This is a genomic window from Candidatus Syntrophocurvum alkaliphilum (assembly GCF_009734445.1).
Taxonomy (GTDB): Bacteria; Bacillota; Syntrophomonadia; order Syntrophomonadales; family Syntrophomonadaceae; genus Syntrophocurvum; species Syntrophocurvum alkaliphilum.
Genome location: NZ_CP046457.1, coordinates 2,062,951 through 2,078,391, shown reverse-complemented (window position 1 = coordinate 2,078,391; position 15,441 = coordinate 2,062,951). Strand labels below are relative to the sequence as shown.

The following is a 15,441-nucleotide window of genomic DNA, read 5'->3' as shown; positions in this document are numbered from 1 at the left end:
AATAATCCTTTTATAATATAGAATTTATAAAAAAAAAGACCCTTACGGGTCTTTTTGCTACTTTTTCAATGAAATAACTACCTTACGATTTGGTTCATCACCCATTGAGTATGTAGTAATATAAGGATCGTTTTGTAAAACAGTGTGTATTATTCTCCGTTCCTGAGATGACATCGGCCTCATTACCACATTTCTTTGTGTTTTCTTTACCTTATCTGATAATCTTAGTGCTAATGATTCTAAGGATTCTTCTTTTTTCTTACGATAGTCCTCTACATCAAATACAACCCGTATTCGCTCTTCTCTATTTTTGTTAACAATTAATCCTACTATAAATTGCAAAGAATTTAAGGTTTCACCTTTTCTCCCAATTAATAAGCCCATATCCTTACCTATTATGTTTATTCTAACTGTATTATTTTTAACTTCTACTTTATCTATTTCATAATTAATTTTCATTTTATCTAATAAAGAACAAGCTACCTCTTGTACATATTCTCCTGGCTTTTCTCTTGGGGTTACCCTAACTATTGCAGGTTTTTTTCCTATTCCAAGTAATCCTTTTGAAGGTTCCTCTATAACCTCAACTGTAACATCATCCATATCACAACTTAACTCTGTTAAAGCGGCTTGTATAGCTTCATCTATATTCTTACCCTTTGTTTCTATTGCTCGAGCCTCCATAATTAACCTTTCCTCCTTTTTCCCTCCTTGTTTTTCCCTTTCTTTTTCTTCTTTTTAGTATTAGTAGTGTTAGTATTATTTTTATTGGTATTTTCTTTTGTTTCTTCTTCTTCATTGATTTCTTCTTCATTTACTTCTTCTTCTTCAATATCAACATCAATTTGAACACCTGTTCCTGTATCAGCTGCAACAGTAGTAGCGTTATCTAAAAGCTTGTTTACATATAGCTGTTGTGCAATACTTAATAAGTTAAATGTAATCCAGTATAAAGGTAGACCAGCAGGCATAGTAGCTGCAATAAATGCCATAAATAAAGGCATAATATAAAGTAGTATTCTCTGGGTTGGATCATTTGTATTCACCATTGATACTCTTTGCATTGCGTAAGTTGTAACTGCTGCTAAAATAGCTAATATAAACAATGAGTCTGGTTGTGCTATATCAGGAATCCATAAAAAGCCTGTTGGAGCACCTTCTAAAAATGGAAAATCCATTAATGCTTGAAAAAACGCAATAAAAATAGGCAATTGTATTAATAAGGGTAAACAACCACCAAAGGGATTTACTCCATTATCTTTATATAATTGCATTACCTTCGTCTGCATTGTCTGGGGATCATCCTTATACTTCTCTTGTAAGTATTTCATTTTTGGTTGTAATGCCTGCATAGCACGCATTGATTTCATTTGTTTTTGAGTTAGTGGAAATAAGATTATCTTAATTACTATTGTGATAAGTATTATTGCTAACCCGTAACTTGGTACACCTATTGATTCAGTTATACTATAAAAAAAATGTATTACATCAGTAAACCATTGCACAAAAGCCTGCCACAAATTAAACCCTGCATATCGAAACACTACCTGTGGACGACAGCAGGTTTCACCTCCTTAGGAACAATTTATATTAGCAATTAAGGTACAGGGTCGTAACCGCCAGGATTAAAAGGATGACACCTTAAAATTCTTCTTAAAGCTAACCAACCACCTTTTATACCACCATGTTTCTCAATAGCTTCAATTGAGTAATTAGAGCAGGATGGATAAAAGCGACAGGAAGGATTTTTAAAAAAACTTAACTTTTGATATAACTTTATTATAAAAATAAAGAGTTCCTTTAACATAAACCTTCCTTTTGGGTTACTTTATCAAAATCTTTTTCTATGTCCTTAAACTCTGCTCCTACTATATTTCTTTTAGTTACAATTACTATGTCATAACCATTTTTAATAAAAACTTTTTGTCTTACTATTGACCTCATTATTCTTTTTGCTCTATTTCTTGTTACAGCATTTCCTATTTTTTTACTTGCTACAAAGCCAAAGCGATTTAATTCTAAGTTATTTTTTATATAAAAAAGAATAATATACCTTCCTAGTCTTTTTTTACCATATTTATATATATTATTGTATTCTTTTGGTCTACTTATTCTATTTTCTTTACTAAACATTAAACCCCTTCTAGCATAGTAAAATAAAAGGCCGTTATTTACGACCTAAGCAGATAATGTCTTGCGTCCTTTTTTCCTTCTGTTAGCTATTATTCTTCTACCTGATTGAGTTGACATCCTTTTTCTGAAACCATGTTCTCTTTTTCTCTGTCTTCTTTTTGGTTGATATGTTCTTTTCATTGTAATATTTTGCCTCCTTATTTTATCCAGTACCTTATAATTATATTTTCTTCACTGTATTTATGTCAAGAAACAAGGCGATTCTAAATACTTCTAATTTTTAACGGATTCTGCTATGATTATACTATATTTTTACTTAATTCTTAATTTATTAACTTGTATTCCTAATTTATTTTTAATAATATTTGTCATGTTATCCACATATTTATTCTTTATTCACAATAAAGTTGTCCACAAATATACAGGGGGAATTATTTATGTCCAATTATGATTTTAATAAAATATGGAATCAAGTTTTAAAGTCTATACGAAAAGATATAGGAGATACTAGTTTTGATATTTGGTTTGCTAAAGTAGAATTTAGTGCATATCAAAATGACATAGTTTATTTAACAGTCCCAAATTCTTTAACCAAAGAATGGATTGAATCACGTTATAATGATCTAATATTAAAAAATCTAAAAACCTTAACACATCAAAATATATCTATTGTTATTAGTACCGAACCTGTATCAGAAAGAAATGGAAATATACCAACACTAAACACCAAATATACTTTTGATAGTTTTGTAGTTGGAAATAGTAATAGATTTGCACATGCAGCCTGCTATGCAGTAGGAGAATCTCCAGCAAAAGCTTATAATCCACTTTTTATATATGGTGGAGTAGGGTTAGGTAAAACACATTTAATGCAGGCAATTGGACACCACATTTTAACTAAAAATCCTTTATTTTCTGTGGTATACGTATCTTCAGAGCAATTTACAAATGAATTAATTTCATCTATAAAAGATGATAAAACCGCGGTTTTTAGAAGCAAATACAGAAATGTAGATGTATTACTCATTGATGATATACAATTTTTAGCAGGTAAAGAAAGAACTCAAGAAGAATTTTTTCACACATTTAACACTTTATATGAATCTAATAAACAAGTTGTTATTTCAAGTGACAGACCACCAAGAAATATACCTACATTAGAAGATCGTTTACGATCTCGTTTTGAATGGGGGTTAATTACAGACATACAACCACCTGATTTAGAAACTAGAATTGCTATTTTAAGAAAAAAAGCACAACAAGAAAATTTAGATATATCTAATGATATATTTGACTATATAGCTACTAATATACATTCAAATATACGAGAATTAGAAGGTGCATTAATTAGACTATTAGCTTATGCTACAATAACAAAGAGGCCATTAGATATGACTTTAGCAGCTGAAGCATTAAAAGATATACTACCAGCACCACAACCAAAAAAAATTACTATTGAAATTATCCAAAATATAGTTGCACAAAATTATGAATTAGATATTAAAGATTTTCTTTCCAAAAAAAGAAATAAACATCTAGTAGTTCCAAGACAAATTGCTATGTATTTATGTAGACAATTAACAGATGCCTCTTTTCCACAAATAGGAGAACAATTTGGAGGTAGAGACCATACTACAGTTATACATGCTGTAGAAAAAATAGAAAAAGAAATTAAAGAAAACAAAAAACTTGAAAATACAATAGAAAAACTATCAAATACTATTAATAAATAATTGTAATTACAATCCATACATACTAATCAACTTACTTATTAACAATTTATTCACTTTTATGTTTCCTGTAAATTAAGTGCTAGATTAAGTTGTCCACATAATTTGTAAGCCTACTAATATTACTACTAAATTGTTAATAAATAATAAAGAAAAAAGAGCGGAGGTTAATTAGTGAAATTTACAATAAACAAAAAACATTTATCTTATTTAACAAGTCTTGTACATAGAGCAGCATCTAATAAAAATACTGTAGCTGCATTATCAGGTTTACTTATTGAAATAAGCAGTAATCATGGTTTAACTATGACTGCAACTGATATGGAAATTGGCATTAAAGCTTCAACTAAAGAAATAAATATAATAGAAGAAGGCTCTGTTTTAGTAAATGCCTATTACTTTGCAGATTTCATAAAATTATTACCCGATACAACTATTTCGATAGAATTTAACAATAATTCTTCAAAGTTAAATATATCTTATGGTAGATCATCAGGAGTTATAAACACATATAGTATACAAGAATATCCTGAACTACCTCTTAAAGAAATGGAATATAAATTTACTCTTCCTCAAAATGTATTAAAAGAAGCATTGAAAAAAACAGTCTTTGCAGCTACAAATAATCATTTTAGACAAGTATTTACAGGTGTTCTTTTTGATATAATTGAGAATAACCAAATTAATATTGTAGCTTCAGATACACATAGACTAGCTTTTTACAACTATACTCTCGAAAATATAAATTTAGAACCTTTTAATTTTATAATTCCAATAAGATCTGTTAACGAACTTTTAAGACTACTTGACGATACTGATGATGATATAAAAATAGGTTTTTCAGAAAACAATGTAATATTTTATAACGATAATTTCATAATTTTATCCCGATTAATAGAAGGAAAATATCCTAATTACGATCAGGTGATCCCAAAAAATTTTAATACTAAAGTATTATTGAAAACTGATATTTTAAGTAATAGTCTAGAAAGAGCAAAAACAATGCCAACTGATGATAAATTAAAAATTCAACATGCCCAGTTCACTTTTAAAGAAGATGAAATATCTATTAACTCTTTTTCAGAAACAATTGGAGAAATTGTAGAAATCATAGAAGAATTTAACTTGGAAGGAGATAATGATATTAAAATAGCTTTTAATACTAATTATTTGTTAGATGTAGTAAAATTATTAGATAATGAAACAAAAGAAATATCGATAAGTCTTTCTGGTTCTCTAGGCCCTTCATTAATAAAAAATCCTGATAAAAATAATTATTTATATATATTAGTACCTCTTCGTACTACAGGTTAAGGGAGAGCAAAAAAAATTTGTTTTTAAAGAATATCCAGATTAAAAATTTTAGAAATATTAAAAAAATGGAATATAATGCAGAAAGCAACTTAAATATATTTATGGGTGATAATGGACAAGGAAAAACAAATATTTTGGAAGCTATTTTTGTATCATCAACTGGAAAATCATTTAGAACACCTACCGATACTAACTTAATTAACTATGAAGAAAGCTGGTATTCAATAAAAACAAAATATGTTAACAATGAACGAAAAATAAATTCATTTATTAAACTAGATCAATCAAAAAATAAAATATTACAAATAAATAATAAAAAAACATCTATAAATAATCCCGAAAGCCTTAAACTTGTTTTATTTATTCCAGATGACCTTGACTTAGTAAAGGGTAGCCCTTTAAAAAGACGAAAATTTATTGATTTTACCTTAAAACAAATATCTCAAGATTATTCTTTTAATTTTGATAATTATGGTAAACTTCTAAGAAAAAGGAATTTATTGTTAAAAAATGATCAAACTAATACTAAATCCTTTAATATTATTAATGATTTATTTGTAGAAACGGCTGTTAAACTAATTTTATCCCGGATAAATTTTACTAGTTTGTTAGATCAAATTATAAAGCCTTTATACCAAGAAATCACAAATGGTAAAAATACCATAAAAATAAGATATGCATTATCTTTTAATATAGAAGATGAAAAAATAAACCAAAATATCCTAGAAAAGTCATTTATTGAAAATCAAAGAAGTATAAAAGATAAAGAAATTAAAAGAAAAAAAAGCATGATAGGGCCACATCTTGATGATATTCACTTATATCAAGATAATAAATTAGCGAGACATTTTGCATCACAAGGACAGCAACGTAATATTGCTGTCTGTCTTAAATTAGCCGAAGTTTATGCATTTAAAAAAATAAAAGATTATTATCCCGTATTTTTACTAGATGAAGTTTTAGCTGAATTAGATCAAGAAAAAAGATTGTTATTATTAAACCATTTATCAAAAGCAGAATTTCAAAGTTTTCTTACATCAGTAAATTCTAATAATTTAAGAAATGTAGAAGCTAAATTATCTGTTATAAAAGATGGGCAGTTAATAGGAAAGGAGTAATTTTATGTATATACACCTAGGCAATGATTATGTTATCTCTGCTAAAGGTATAATTGCTATATTAAACATAGAACCCCCGGTTTCAGAAGATGTATTAGATATTATAGAAATAGCTAGAGATAAAAAAAACATAATAAATATCAGTTCTAACAATAAAGAAAAAGCATTAGTAATATGTGATGATAAAATCTATATGTCACCTATTTCATCGTTTACTCTTTGTAAACGCGTTTTTAAATATGATAAGGAGGGTGTAGACTTTGGCCAGATTTGAAAACAACTATAATGCGTCTAATATACAAGTATTAGAAGGCTTAGAAGCAGTTAGAAAAAGACCAGGTATGTATATAGGCTCAACTGGATCTAAAGGTCTTCACCACTTAGTTTTTGAAATTGTAGATAATAGTATAGACGAAGCAGTTGCTGGTTATTGTGATGCTATAGAAATTACAATTCATGAAGATAATAGTGTAACTGTTTGTGATAATGGTAGAGGTATACCAACAGATATTCATCCTATAATAGGAGTACCGGCTATAGAGGTTATTTTAACAACCCTTCATTCAGGAGCTAAATTCGGAGGTAGTGGTTATACTATATCCGGTGGGCTACATGGTGTAGGTCTTTCTGTTGTTAACGCATTATCAAGAAAAATGGATGTATTAATAAAAAGAGATGGGTATATATACAAACAAAGATATGAAAAAGGAAAACCAGTAACTAAAATAACAAAAAACGGAGATACAAAAGAAACAGGGACAAGCATTCATTTTTATCCAGACCCTGAAATATTTGAAGATATTACATTTGATAGTGAAATAATTATTCAAAGATTAAGAGAATTATCCTTTTTAAATAAAGGCATAAAAATTATTTTTACTGATTTAAGAACAGAAGAACCACTAAAAAAAGAATTCTTATATACAGATGGACTAAAAGACTTTGTTTTATATATCAATAAAAACAAAGAATCAATTAACAATAAACCTATATATTTTGAAAACAAAAGAGATGAAGTTGTTGTAGAAGTAGCAATTCAGTACAATTCTGGTTTTAGTGAAAACCTTTATTCCTTTGCTAATAATATAAAAACACATGAAGGTGGTACACACGAAGTAGGTTTCAAAAATGGACTTACCCGAATAATCAATGATTATGCTAAGAAAAATGGTTTACTAAAAGAAAACGATGGCAACCTTTCTGGAGAAGATATAAGAGAAGGAATAGTAGCAATTATCTCAGTTTTAGTAAAAGAGCCACAATTTGAAGGTCAAACAAAAACAAAGTTAGGTAATACATATGTTAGAGGTATAGTAGAAAGTACGATTTATGACTATATGGAAGATTTTTTAAATGAAAATCCTAATGTTTCCAAAAAGATAGTAGACAAAGCCATATCTGCTAGAAGAGCAAGAGAAGCAGCCAAAAAAGCTAGAGAATTAACCAGAAGAAAAAGTGCACTAGAATCAATTGCCTTACCAGGTAAATTAGCTGATTGTAGTAACCGAGATCCTTCACAAACAGAATTATTTATTGTAGAGGGAGATTCTGCTGGTGGTTCAGCTAAGCAAGGTAGAGATAGAAACAACCAAGCAATACTTCCTCTAAGAGGAAAAATATTAAATGTAGAAAAAGCAAGATTAGATAAAGTTTTATCTAATGAAGAAATAAAATCATTAATTACAGCTATTGGCTCTGGTATAGACGAAGATTTCGATATAAAAAAATCTCGTTATCATAAACTTATAATCATGACTGATGCTGATGTTGATGGTTCACATATTCGAGTTTTATTACTAACTTTCTTTTATCGCTATATGCGTCAGCTTATAGAATATGGTTATGTTTATATAGCACAACCACCTCTTTATGGCTTAAAAAGAGGTAAAGAAATTAACTATTTTTATGATGAAGAATCAATGAATAATTATTTAAAAGAATCAGAAAAAAAGTGGTCAATACAAAGATACAAAGGCCTAGGTGAAATGGACCCAGAACAACTATGGGAAACTACAATGAATCCAGAAAGCAGGACAATTTTGCAGGTTACTATAGAAGATGCAATTAGAGCAGACGGAGTTTTTTCAAGCTTAATGGGGGATAATGTTGAACCAAGAAGAGAATTTATACAAGAAAATGCAAAATATGTTACCAATTTAGATATATAAGAGGTGGTATAAGTTGGCTGATGGTAGTTTGTTTAATAAAATTGTTCCAATAGATATAGAAAAAGAAATAAAAAAATCATTTTTAGATTATTCAATGAGTGTTATAGTATCTCGTGCTCTACCAGACGTACGAGATGGGTTAAAACCAGTACATAGAAGAATCCTTTATGCATTACATGACCAAGGCATGACCCATGATAAACCTCATAAAAAATCTGCAAATATAGTTGGAGAAGTAATGGGTAAGTATCACCCTCATGGTGATTCAGCTATATATGAAACTATGGTTAAAATGGCCCAAAACTTTGCTATGCGTTATCCTTTAGTTGATGGACATGGAAATTTTGGATCTATAGATGGTGACTCTGCAGCGGCTATGCGTTATACCGAGAGTCGTATGGCTAAAATAGCTTCAGAATTACTAAAGGATATAGAAAAAGAGACAGTTAACTGGAGACCAAATTATGATGATTCAAGAGAAGAACCTGAAGTATTACCAGCAAGAATTCCTAATTTATTAATTAATGGATCATCTGGTATAGCTGTAGGTATGGCAACAAATATTCCTCCCCATAACTTAACCGAAGTAATTGATGGTATAAAAATGGTTATAGATAATCCAGAGGTAACTATTGATGAAATTATGACTTCTATTAAGGGTCCAGACTTTCCTACTGCGGGTATTATAATGGGAGATACTGGTATTAAGAATGCCTATAGAACAGGAAGAGGAAGCATAAAAATAAGATCACGTTATGAAATTGAGGAAAGAAAAGGCGGTAAAAATGCTATTATTATTACCGAAATACCTTACCAGGTTAATAAATCTAGATTATTAGAAAAAATTGCAGAATTGGTTAGAGAGAAAAAAATCGAGGGTATAACTGACTTAAGAGATGAATCAGATCGTAAAGGTATAAGAGTTGTTATTGAAGTTCGAAAAGATACAAATGTAAACATATTAATTAATAAATTATTTAAACATACACAATTAGAAGATAGTTTTGGAATAATAATGCTTAGCTTAGTTAATGGACAACCAAAAATCTTAAACCTTAAACAAGTTATAGAAGAATATATTCAACACCGTCAAGAGGTTATTACTAGAAAAACTACATATGAATTAAAGATAGCTAGAAACAGGTTACATATTGTTGAGGGCTTAAGAATTGCTCTTGATAACCTAGATGAAATAATAGATTTAATTCGTAACTCTAAAGATTACGAAACAGCTAGAAATGGTTTAGTTGAACGATTTAATTTAACCGAGATTCAAGCTAATGCAATTTTAGACATGAGGCTTGCACGTTTAACTGGTTTAGAAAGAAGTAAGTTAGAAGAAGAATATAATGAACTACTTCTAAAAATAGCTGATTTAGAAGATATATTAGCAAAGCCAGAAAGAGTACTAGCTTTAATCAAAGAAGACTTAGATGACATTAAACAAAAATATGGTGATAAACGTAGAACAGAAATAACTTTAGATTATTCTGATTACAACGAAGAAGATTTTATAGAAGACCATGAGGTTGTTATAACCCTAAGTAATAGGGGCTATATCAAAAGACAGCCACTTAACTCCTATAAAGCACAAAAAAGAGGAGGCAGGGGCATTAGCAGTACAAGTACACGATTAGAAGACTTTGCTACTAATATAATTGTTACTAGTGCATTAGCTAATGTTGTATTTTTTACTAATCAAGGACGTGTATTCTCTGTTAAAGCCTACCAAATTCCTGAATCATCAAGGCAGGCTAAAGGTTTACCACTAATTAATGTTATTGAATTAAGACCAGATGAGTTAGTTACTACTATAGTAGCTGCTAAGAAATTTGATAATGAAAGACATTTAATGATGGTAACCAAAAAAGGTATTATAAAAAAGGTTGTTTTATCAGCCTTTAGTCATATAAGAAAATCTGGTTTAATAGCTATTCACTTAGCTGAAGGTGATGAATTGCAAGGTGTAATCAGAGTTGATGGTGATGATCAGGTAATGTTAGCAACTTCACATGGATTTTCAATAATTTTCGAAGAACATCAGGTTAGACCAATGGGAAGAACAGCTGCTGGTGTTAAAGCTATTAACCTATCCAAAGATGATTATGTAGTAGGAATTGATAAATATCGCAATGGAGCAGATGCTATATTAGTAACTGAAAAAGGATATGGTAAAAGAACACCATTAACAGAATTTAAAATACAAAACCGTGGTGGAAAAGGGCTAAAAACTATAGAGATAACAAATAAAAATGGTAATTTAGTAGCATTCAAAGTAGTTTATCCAGAACATGAATTAGTAATTTTAACTAGTGATGGACATATAATACGACTCGAAGTTAAGGATATATCTATTCAAAAGCGGTATTCTAGAGGGGTACTTTTAATGAAAACTCATAAGGAAGACCGCATTGTAGGAGTAGCACGATTTAAGATTGAAAAAGAGGAATAGAGTAAAAATTAATAACGAAATAAAATAATAATTGTTGAAAAAAGTATAAAAAGTATAATAAAATCTTTAACATAAAAGTGCAAACAAAAATATTGACTGGGTAATAAATTTTGGAGGTACAGCATGACGGAAAAAGGAACATTTACAGTAAGATCAGAGCTTGCTCAAATGCTAAAAGGTGGAGTTATTATGGATGTTACTACACCTGAGCAGGCTAAAATAGCAGAAGAAGCAGGTGCATGTGCTGTTATGGCGCTTGAGAGAGTACCAGCAGATATACGTGCTGCAGGTGGAATAGCTAGGATGGCTGACCCAACTATAATACAAAATATAATGGAAGTAGCAACTATTCCAGTAATGGCAAAATGTAGGATAGGACACTTTGTAGAAGCACAAATATTGGAATCATTGGGTATAGATTATATTGATGAAAGCGAAGTATTAACTCCTGCTGATGATAGATACCATGTTAACAAAAATGAATTTAAAGTACCATTTGTATGTGGTGCAAAAAATTTAGGAGAAGCTCTTAGAAGAATCGGTGAAGGTGCAGCCATGATTAGAACAAAAGGTGAACCTGGTACTGGTAATATTATCGAAGCTGTAAAACACATTAGAAAAGTTAATGAAGAAATTAGATGGATAAGTAGCTTAAGAAAAGAAGAATTAATGACAGTAGCTAAGGAAATACAAGCTCCGTATAACCTAGTTGTAGAAGTTGCTAATAATAATAGTCTTCCTGTAGTTAATTTTGCTGCAGGTGGAATAGCAACACCAGCTGACGCCTCCTTAATGATGCAGCTTGGCTGTGATGGAATATTTGTAGGTTCAGGAATTTTTAAATCTGGAGATCCTATGAAAAGAGCTCGTGCAATAGTAGCAGCTACAACATATTATAACGATCCAAAAATACTAGCAGATCTATCAAAAGATTTGGGTGAAGCAATGGTAGGAATAGATATAAATAAAATTAGTCCAGACGAAAGGATGCAAGACCGTGGCTGGTAAGACAATGGGTATACTTGCTCTATAAAGCCTTTAAAGAACACCGTATGTAGAAAAAATTTGGGGAAATTCAGAAGAATTGTCACAACTTGAAGGTAAAATAGTATGGTAAAAGAAAACCATCTTTTAGCTACTACATTTCATTCAGAATTAACAAACCAAACATTTTTACATCAATATTACCTTAATATGGTGTAAGAAATTTCTTGCAAAACAAAAATCGATGTAATATAATGTTTTTCAATTAAACATAAATAAAGCAATTGAAGGGGAATAGTAGGAATTAGTACTATTTAAGAGAGCTGGTGGTCGGTGTAAACCAGTATAGACTAATTTTGAATCCACCCTGGATGCATACTGTGCAAAGCAGTATCGGTGATACCGTTATAATCATTAAGTGGATATTATATATCAACAAGGGTGGCAACGCGGGAATAACCTCTCGTCCCTATTAAGGGAATGAGGGGTTTTTTGTATTTAACTATTGTACTTGCTACAAAAAGTAACTACAAAAAACTTAAGGCTCTAGCTAACTTGTTTATCTAAGTCCTTAAGTAGCAAGGCGTTATAAACAATTTTGCTCAGCTGATTCCATAGTCTTGCAGTAAATCATTATTAAATTTTAATTACACTGCAAAAATTTTTATTTATTTTGTAGTTCAATTAGTGTTTAAAAAAATTTTTATAAAACTAAGGAGGTTTTTTAGACAAATGAGAGGAGATCAATATCTACTTCTTCCAGGGCCAACACCAATACCCGAACGAATTATGAGAGCAATGAACAAATCAATGGTTAATCATCGAGGACCAGAACTGAAGGAAATAATTAAAGATGTAACAGTTGGAGTAAAAAAGACCTTCAAAACAGAGAACAATGTTCTTATATATCCTGCATCAGGATCAGGTGCGCTAGAAGCAGCTGTAGTTAACTTTATATCTCCTGGTGATAAAGTACTATCCATATCAATTGGAGTCTTTGGAGATAGATTTGCTAAAATAGCTACTCAATTTGGAGCAAATGTAGAAAAACTAGATTTTAAATGGGGTGAAGTAGCTGACCCTAAGGTTGTTAAGGAAAGAATTGACCAAGATGTTAGAAAAGAAATAAAAGTAGTTCTAGTAACACATAATGAAACATCAACTGGAGCATGTAATGATATAAAGGCAATAAAAGAGGCTATGGGCGATCACCCTGCTATAATAATGGTTGATGCAGTAAGTAGTCTAGGGGCAACTGATCTAAGAATGGATGAGTGGAACCTAGATGTAGTTGTTAGTGGTTCACAAAAAGCATATATGATACCTCCTGGTTTAAGTTTCTTAGCTTGTAATTCTAAAGCACTTGAAGTTCATAAAAAAAATAATAACCCTAAATATTATTGGGATGTAACAGCAGGTCTAAAATATTTAGAAAAAGGACAAACTCCATATACGCCTGCTATATCACTATTATATGGATTACAAGAAGCATTAAAAATGATACAAGAAGAAGGGTTAGAAAACATCTTTAATAGACACAGAAATTATCGTGATATGGTAAGGGCGGCAGTAAAAGAAATAGGATTACAACTGTTAACAGATGATAAATATGCATCAAATGCACTTACTTCAGTAGTAGTTCCCGAAGAAATCGGAGCAAACAAAGTTAGAAAATTCTTATTAGAAGAATTTAATATAGCATTAGCTGGTGGACAGCAAACTTTAGATGATAAAATATTTAGAATTGGTCATTTAGGTTATGTTAGACAATTAGATTTATTAGCAACACTAGGAGCAATTGAAATTGCTCTAGTAAAATTCGGTTACGATTTACAGTTGGGTAAAGGTTTAAATAAAGCCCAACAATTTATATTAAATAATCGTTAAACCTTAAGAAAGGAGAATAAAAAGTGGCAAAAAAAAGAGTCATTGTTAGTGAAAGAATATCTGAAGAAGGTTTAAATTTACTAAGATCTGAACTGGAAGTAGATTTTCGTGATGGCATATCAAGACAAGAGCTTTTAGAAGTTATAGATCAATATGATGCATTAATAGTACGAAGTGTTACAAAAGTAAATGAAGAACTGATTAGTAGAGGTAAAAACCTAAGATTTGTAGGAAGAGCTGGAAATGGTGTAGATAACATTGATGTAGATGTATGTACACGATATGGAGTTGTAGTTGCTAATACTCCAGATAGTAATACAATATCTGCTGCTGAACAAACCATTAGTTTACTTTTATCCTCAGTAAGAAATACTGCATGGGCTAATACCACTCTAAAAGGTGGCACTTGGGATAGAAAGCCCTTTAGGGGTATGGAGCTATTTGAAAAAACAGTTGGTATTGTAGGATTAGGTAGAATAGGGTCTATGGTAGCTACTAGATTAAAATCATTTAATATGAAAGTCTTAGCTTATGATCCATATATTTCAGATGAAAGATTTGAAAGGTTTGGTACAGAAAAAGTTAATAGCCTTGAGGAGTTAGTAAAAAATGTTGATATAATAACAGTTCATACACCAAGAAACGAAGAAACTATGCATATGATAGATGAAAAAATATTGGATATGGCTAAAGATGGAGTAAGAGTAGTTAATTGTGCTCGAGGCGGAATAATAAAAGAAGAGGCACTTGTTCAAGCACTAGAATCAGGCAAAGTAGCAAGTGCAGGTCTTGATGTATTTGAAAAAGAGCCCGCAACACAAAATCCATTATTTGAATTTAACAATGTTGTTGTAACGCCTCACTTAGGAGCCGATACCTATGAAGCCCAGAAAAGAGTTGGAGAAAATATAGCTGAACAGGCTATAAAAGCATTAAATGGAGATATAGTTCCTAATGTAGTTAACCTCCCAACTATGCTTAGTGAGGAGCTAGATTATCTAAAACCTTATATAACATTGGCTGAAAAGATGGGTAAATTCTACTATCAAATAGAAAAAACACCTGTTAATAGAGTAGAAATAACTTATAGTGGTCCAATATCTAAAAATGAAACCGAGATGCTTACAATTGCTTTACTTAAAGGAATACTTGAACCAGTAATGTGGGAAAAAGTTAATTTTGTAAATGCACGCCTAATGGCAGAAGAGCGTGGAATAAAAATATTTGAGCAAAAGGAAGAACAAAGTCCTAAGCGTTATAAAAACTTGATAACTATAAAACTAGTAAACTCTAACCAGGAACTAGAAATAGCAGGAACTCTTTCTAGGGCTAGAAGTCCATTATTAGTTGAAATTAATGGATATGAAACCGAAAGTGCTCTTGAAGGATATGTAATATTAGCAGAGAATGAAGACCGCCCACGGGTTATAGGACCATTTGCTACTGCATTAGGCGATGTTGGTGTGAATATTGCATCCATGAGAGTGGCAAGGCAAACAAAGGGTGAAACAGCAATAATGTTAATAAATGTTGATAATAAAGTAGAAGAAGAAGTACTAGATAAAGTAAGCAAGTCAGACGGTATAAAGAGGGCTAAACTTTTAAAGTTTTAAATGAACAACAATTGTTGCAATTAGAGATCGCTGAGTGGCGTG

14 protein-coding genes and 1 other annotated feature are annotated in these 15,441 nt (G+C 30.6%); of the genes, 9 read left to right on the top strand and 5 right to left on the bottom strand.

The features are described 5' to 3' along the window. Positions 1 to 57: 57 nt before the first annotated feature. From jag to rpmH, 5 genes are read right to left on the bottom strand one after another with little or no spacing between them, the layout of a single operon-like run. Entirely contained in the window at positions 58 to 684 is a 627-nt protein-coding gene (jag, locus tag SYNTR_RS10020; RefSeq protein WP_156204376.1) for an RNA-binding cell elongation regulator Jag/EloR, read from the bottom strand. 2 nt (positions 685 to 686) lie between these two features. Then, the gene (locus SYNTR_RS10015; RefSeq protein ID WP_320411445.1) at positions 687 to 1,544 is read right to left on the bottom strand and encodes a YidC/Oxa1 family membrane protein insertase; all 858 of its coding nucleotides are present in this window, start codon (positions 1,542 to 1,544) and stop codon (positions 687 to 689) included. A gap of 53 nt (positions 1,545 to 1,597) precedes the next feature. Further along, positions 1,598 to 1,807 carry a membrane protein insertion efficiency factor YidD gene (gene yidD, locus SYNTR_RS10010; RefSeq protein ID WP_156204375.1) on the bottom strand — a complete coding sequence of 70 codons (210 nt, stop codon included), beginning with the start codon at positions 1,805 to 1,807 and terminating at the stop codon, positions 1,598 to 1,600. Further along, positions 1,801 to 2,133: a ribonuclease P protein component gene (gene rnpA / locus SYNTR_RS10005; RefSeq protein ID WP_156204374.1), complete on the bottom strand. Its 333-nt coding sequence runs from the start codon at positions 2,131 to 2,133 to the stop codon at positions 1,801 to 1,803. The genes yidD and rnpA overlap by 7 nt, the downstream gene beginning before the upstream one ends. Positions 2,134 to 2,178: 45 nt before the next feature. Further along, entirely contained in the window at positions 2,179 to 2,313 is a 135-nt protein-coding gene (gene rpmH, locus SYNTR_RS10000; RefSeq protein ID WP_156204373.1) for a 50S ribosomal protein L34, read from the bottom strand. A gap of 257 nt (positions 2,314 to 2,570) precedes the next feature. On the opposite strand from rpmH, the gene dnaA reads away from it, so the two are divergent. From dnaA to serA, 9 genes are all read left to right on the top strand, one after another. Next, positions 2,571 to 3,866 carry a chromosomal replication initiator protein DnaA gene (dnaA, locus tag SYNTR_RS09995; protein ID WP_156204372.1) on the top strand — a complete coding sequence of 432 codons (1,296 nt, stop codon included), beginning with the start codon at positions 2,571 to 2,573 and terminating at the stop codon, positions 3,864 to 3,866. Positions 3,867 to 4,037: 171 nt separating this feature from the next. Beyond that, entirely contained in the window at positions 4,038 to 5,177 is a 1,140-nt protein-coding gene (dnaN, locus tag SYNTR_RS09990) for a DNA polymerase III subunit beta (protein WP_156204371.1), read from the top strand. Positions 5,178 to 5,242: 65 nt separating this feature from the next. Next, positions 5,243 to 6,295, top strand: coding sequence for a DNA replication/repair protein RecF (gene recF / locus SYNTR_RS09985; RefSeq protein WP_156204370.1), 1,053 nt, complete (start codon positions 5,243 to 5,245; stop codon positions 6,293 to 6,295). A 4-nt stretch (positions 6,296 to 6,299) separates the two neighbouring features. Next, positions 6,300 to 6,569: an extracellular matrix regulator RemB gene (gene remB / locus SYNTR_RS09980; RefSeq protein WP_156204369.1), complete on the top strand. Its 270-nt coding sequence runs from the start codon at positions 6,300 to 6,302 to the stop codon at positions 6,567 to 6,569. Then, the gene (gyrB, locus tag SYNTR_RS09975; protein WP_156204368.1) at positions 6,556 to 8,463 is read left to right on the top strand and encodes a DNA topoisomerase (ATP-hydrolyzing) subunit B; all 1,908 of its coding nucleotides are present in this window, start codon (positions 6,556 to 6,558) and stop codon (positions 8,461 to 8,463) included. Before remB ends, gyrB begins: the two co-directional genes overlap by 14 nt. A gap of 13 nt (positions 8,464 to 8,476) precedes the next feature. Then, positions 8,477 to 10,915, top strand: a complete 2,439-nt coding sequence (gene gyrA / locus SYNTR_RS09970; RefSeq protein WP_156204367.1) for a DNA gyrase subunit A — start codon at positions 8,477 to 8,479, stop codon at positions 10,913 to 10,915. A gap of 123 nt (positions 10,916 to 11,038) precedes the next feature. Next, on the top strand, positions 11,039 to 11,923 hold the full coding sequence (gene pdxS / locus SYNTR_RS09965) for a pyridoxal 5'-phosphate synthase lyase subunit PdxS (protein ID WP_156204366.1): 885 nt from the start codon (positions 11,039 to 11,041) through the stop codon (positions 11,921 to 11,923). A gap of 251 nt (positions 11,924 to 12,174) precedes the next feature. Next, positions 12,175 to 12,373 (top strand) — a binding site (T-box leader). Positions 12,374 to 12,631: 258 nt separating this feature from the next. Further along, positions 12,632 to 13,786 (top strand): pyridoxal-phosphate-dependent aminotransferase family protein, encoded by a 1,155-nt coding sequence (locus tag SYNTR_RS09960; RefSeq protein WP_156204365.1) that lies wholly within the window; start codon positions 12,632 to 12,634, stop codon positions 13,784 to 13,786. A 23-nt stretch (positions 13,787 to 13,809) separates the two neighbouring features. Further along, the gene (serA, locus tag SYNTR_RS09955) at positions 13,810 to 15,399 is read left to right on the top strand and encodes a phosphoglycerate dehydrogenase (protein WP_156204364.1); all 1,590 of its coding nucleotides are present in this window, start codon (positions 13,810 to 13,812) and stop codon (positions 15,397 to 15,399) included. The last annotated feature ends 42 nt before the right edge of the window (positions 15,400 to 15,441 follow it).

Coding starts and splice junctions, on each gene's coding strand:
- jag (WP_156204376.1), bottom strand. CDS start 684: ATGGAGGCTCGAGCAATAGAAACAAAGGGTAAGAATATAGATGAAGCT.
- yidD (WP_156204375.1), bottom strand. CDS start 1,807: ATGTTAAAGGAACTCTTTATTTTTATAATAAAGTTATATCAAAAGTTA.
- rnpA (WP_156204374.1), bottom strand. CDS start 2,133: ATGTTTAGTAAAGAAAATAGAATAAGTAGACCAAAAGAATACAATAAT.
- rpmH (WP_156204373.1), bottom strand. CDS start 2,313: ATGAAAAGAACATATCAACCAAAAAGAAGACAGAGAAAAAGAGAACAT.
- dnaA (WP_156204372.1), top strand. CDS start 2,571: ATGTCCAATTATGATTTTAATAAAATATGGAATCAAGTTTTAAAGTCT.
- recF (WP_156204370.1), top strand. CDS start 5,243: ATGGAATATAATGCAGAAAGCAACTTAAATATATTTATGGGTGATAAT.
- remB (WP_156204369.1), top strand. CDS start 6,300: ATGTATATACACCTAGGCAATGATTATGTTATCTCTGCTAAAGGTATA.
- pdxS (WP_156204366.1), top strand. CDS start 11,039: ATGACGGAAAAAGGAACATTTACAGTAAGATCAGAGCTTGCTCAAATG.
- SYNTR_RS09960 (WP_156204365.1), top strand. CDS start 12,632: ATGAGAGGAGATCAATATCTACTTCTTCCAGGGCCAACACCAATACCC.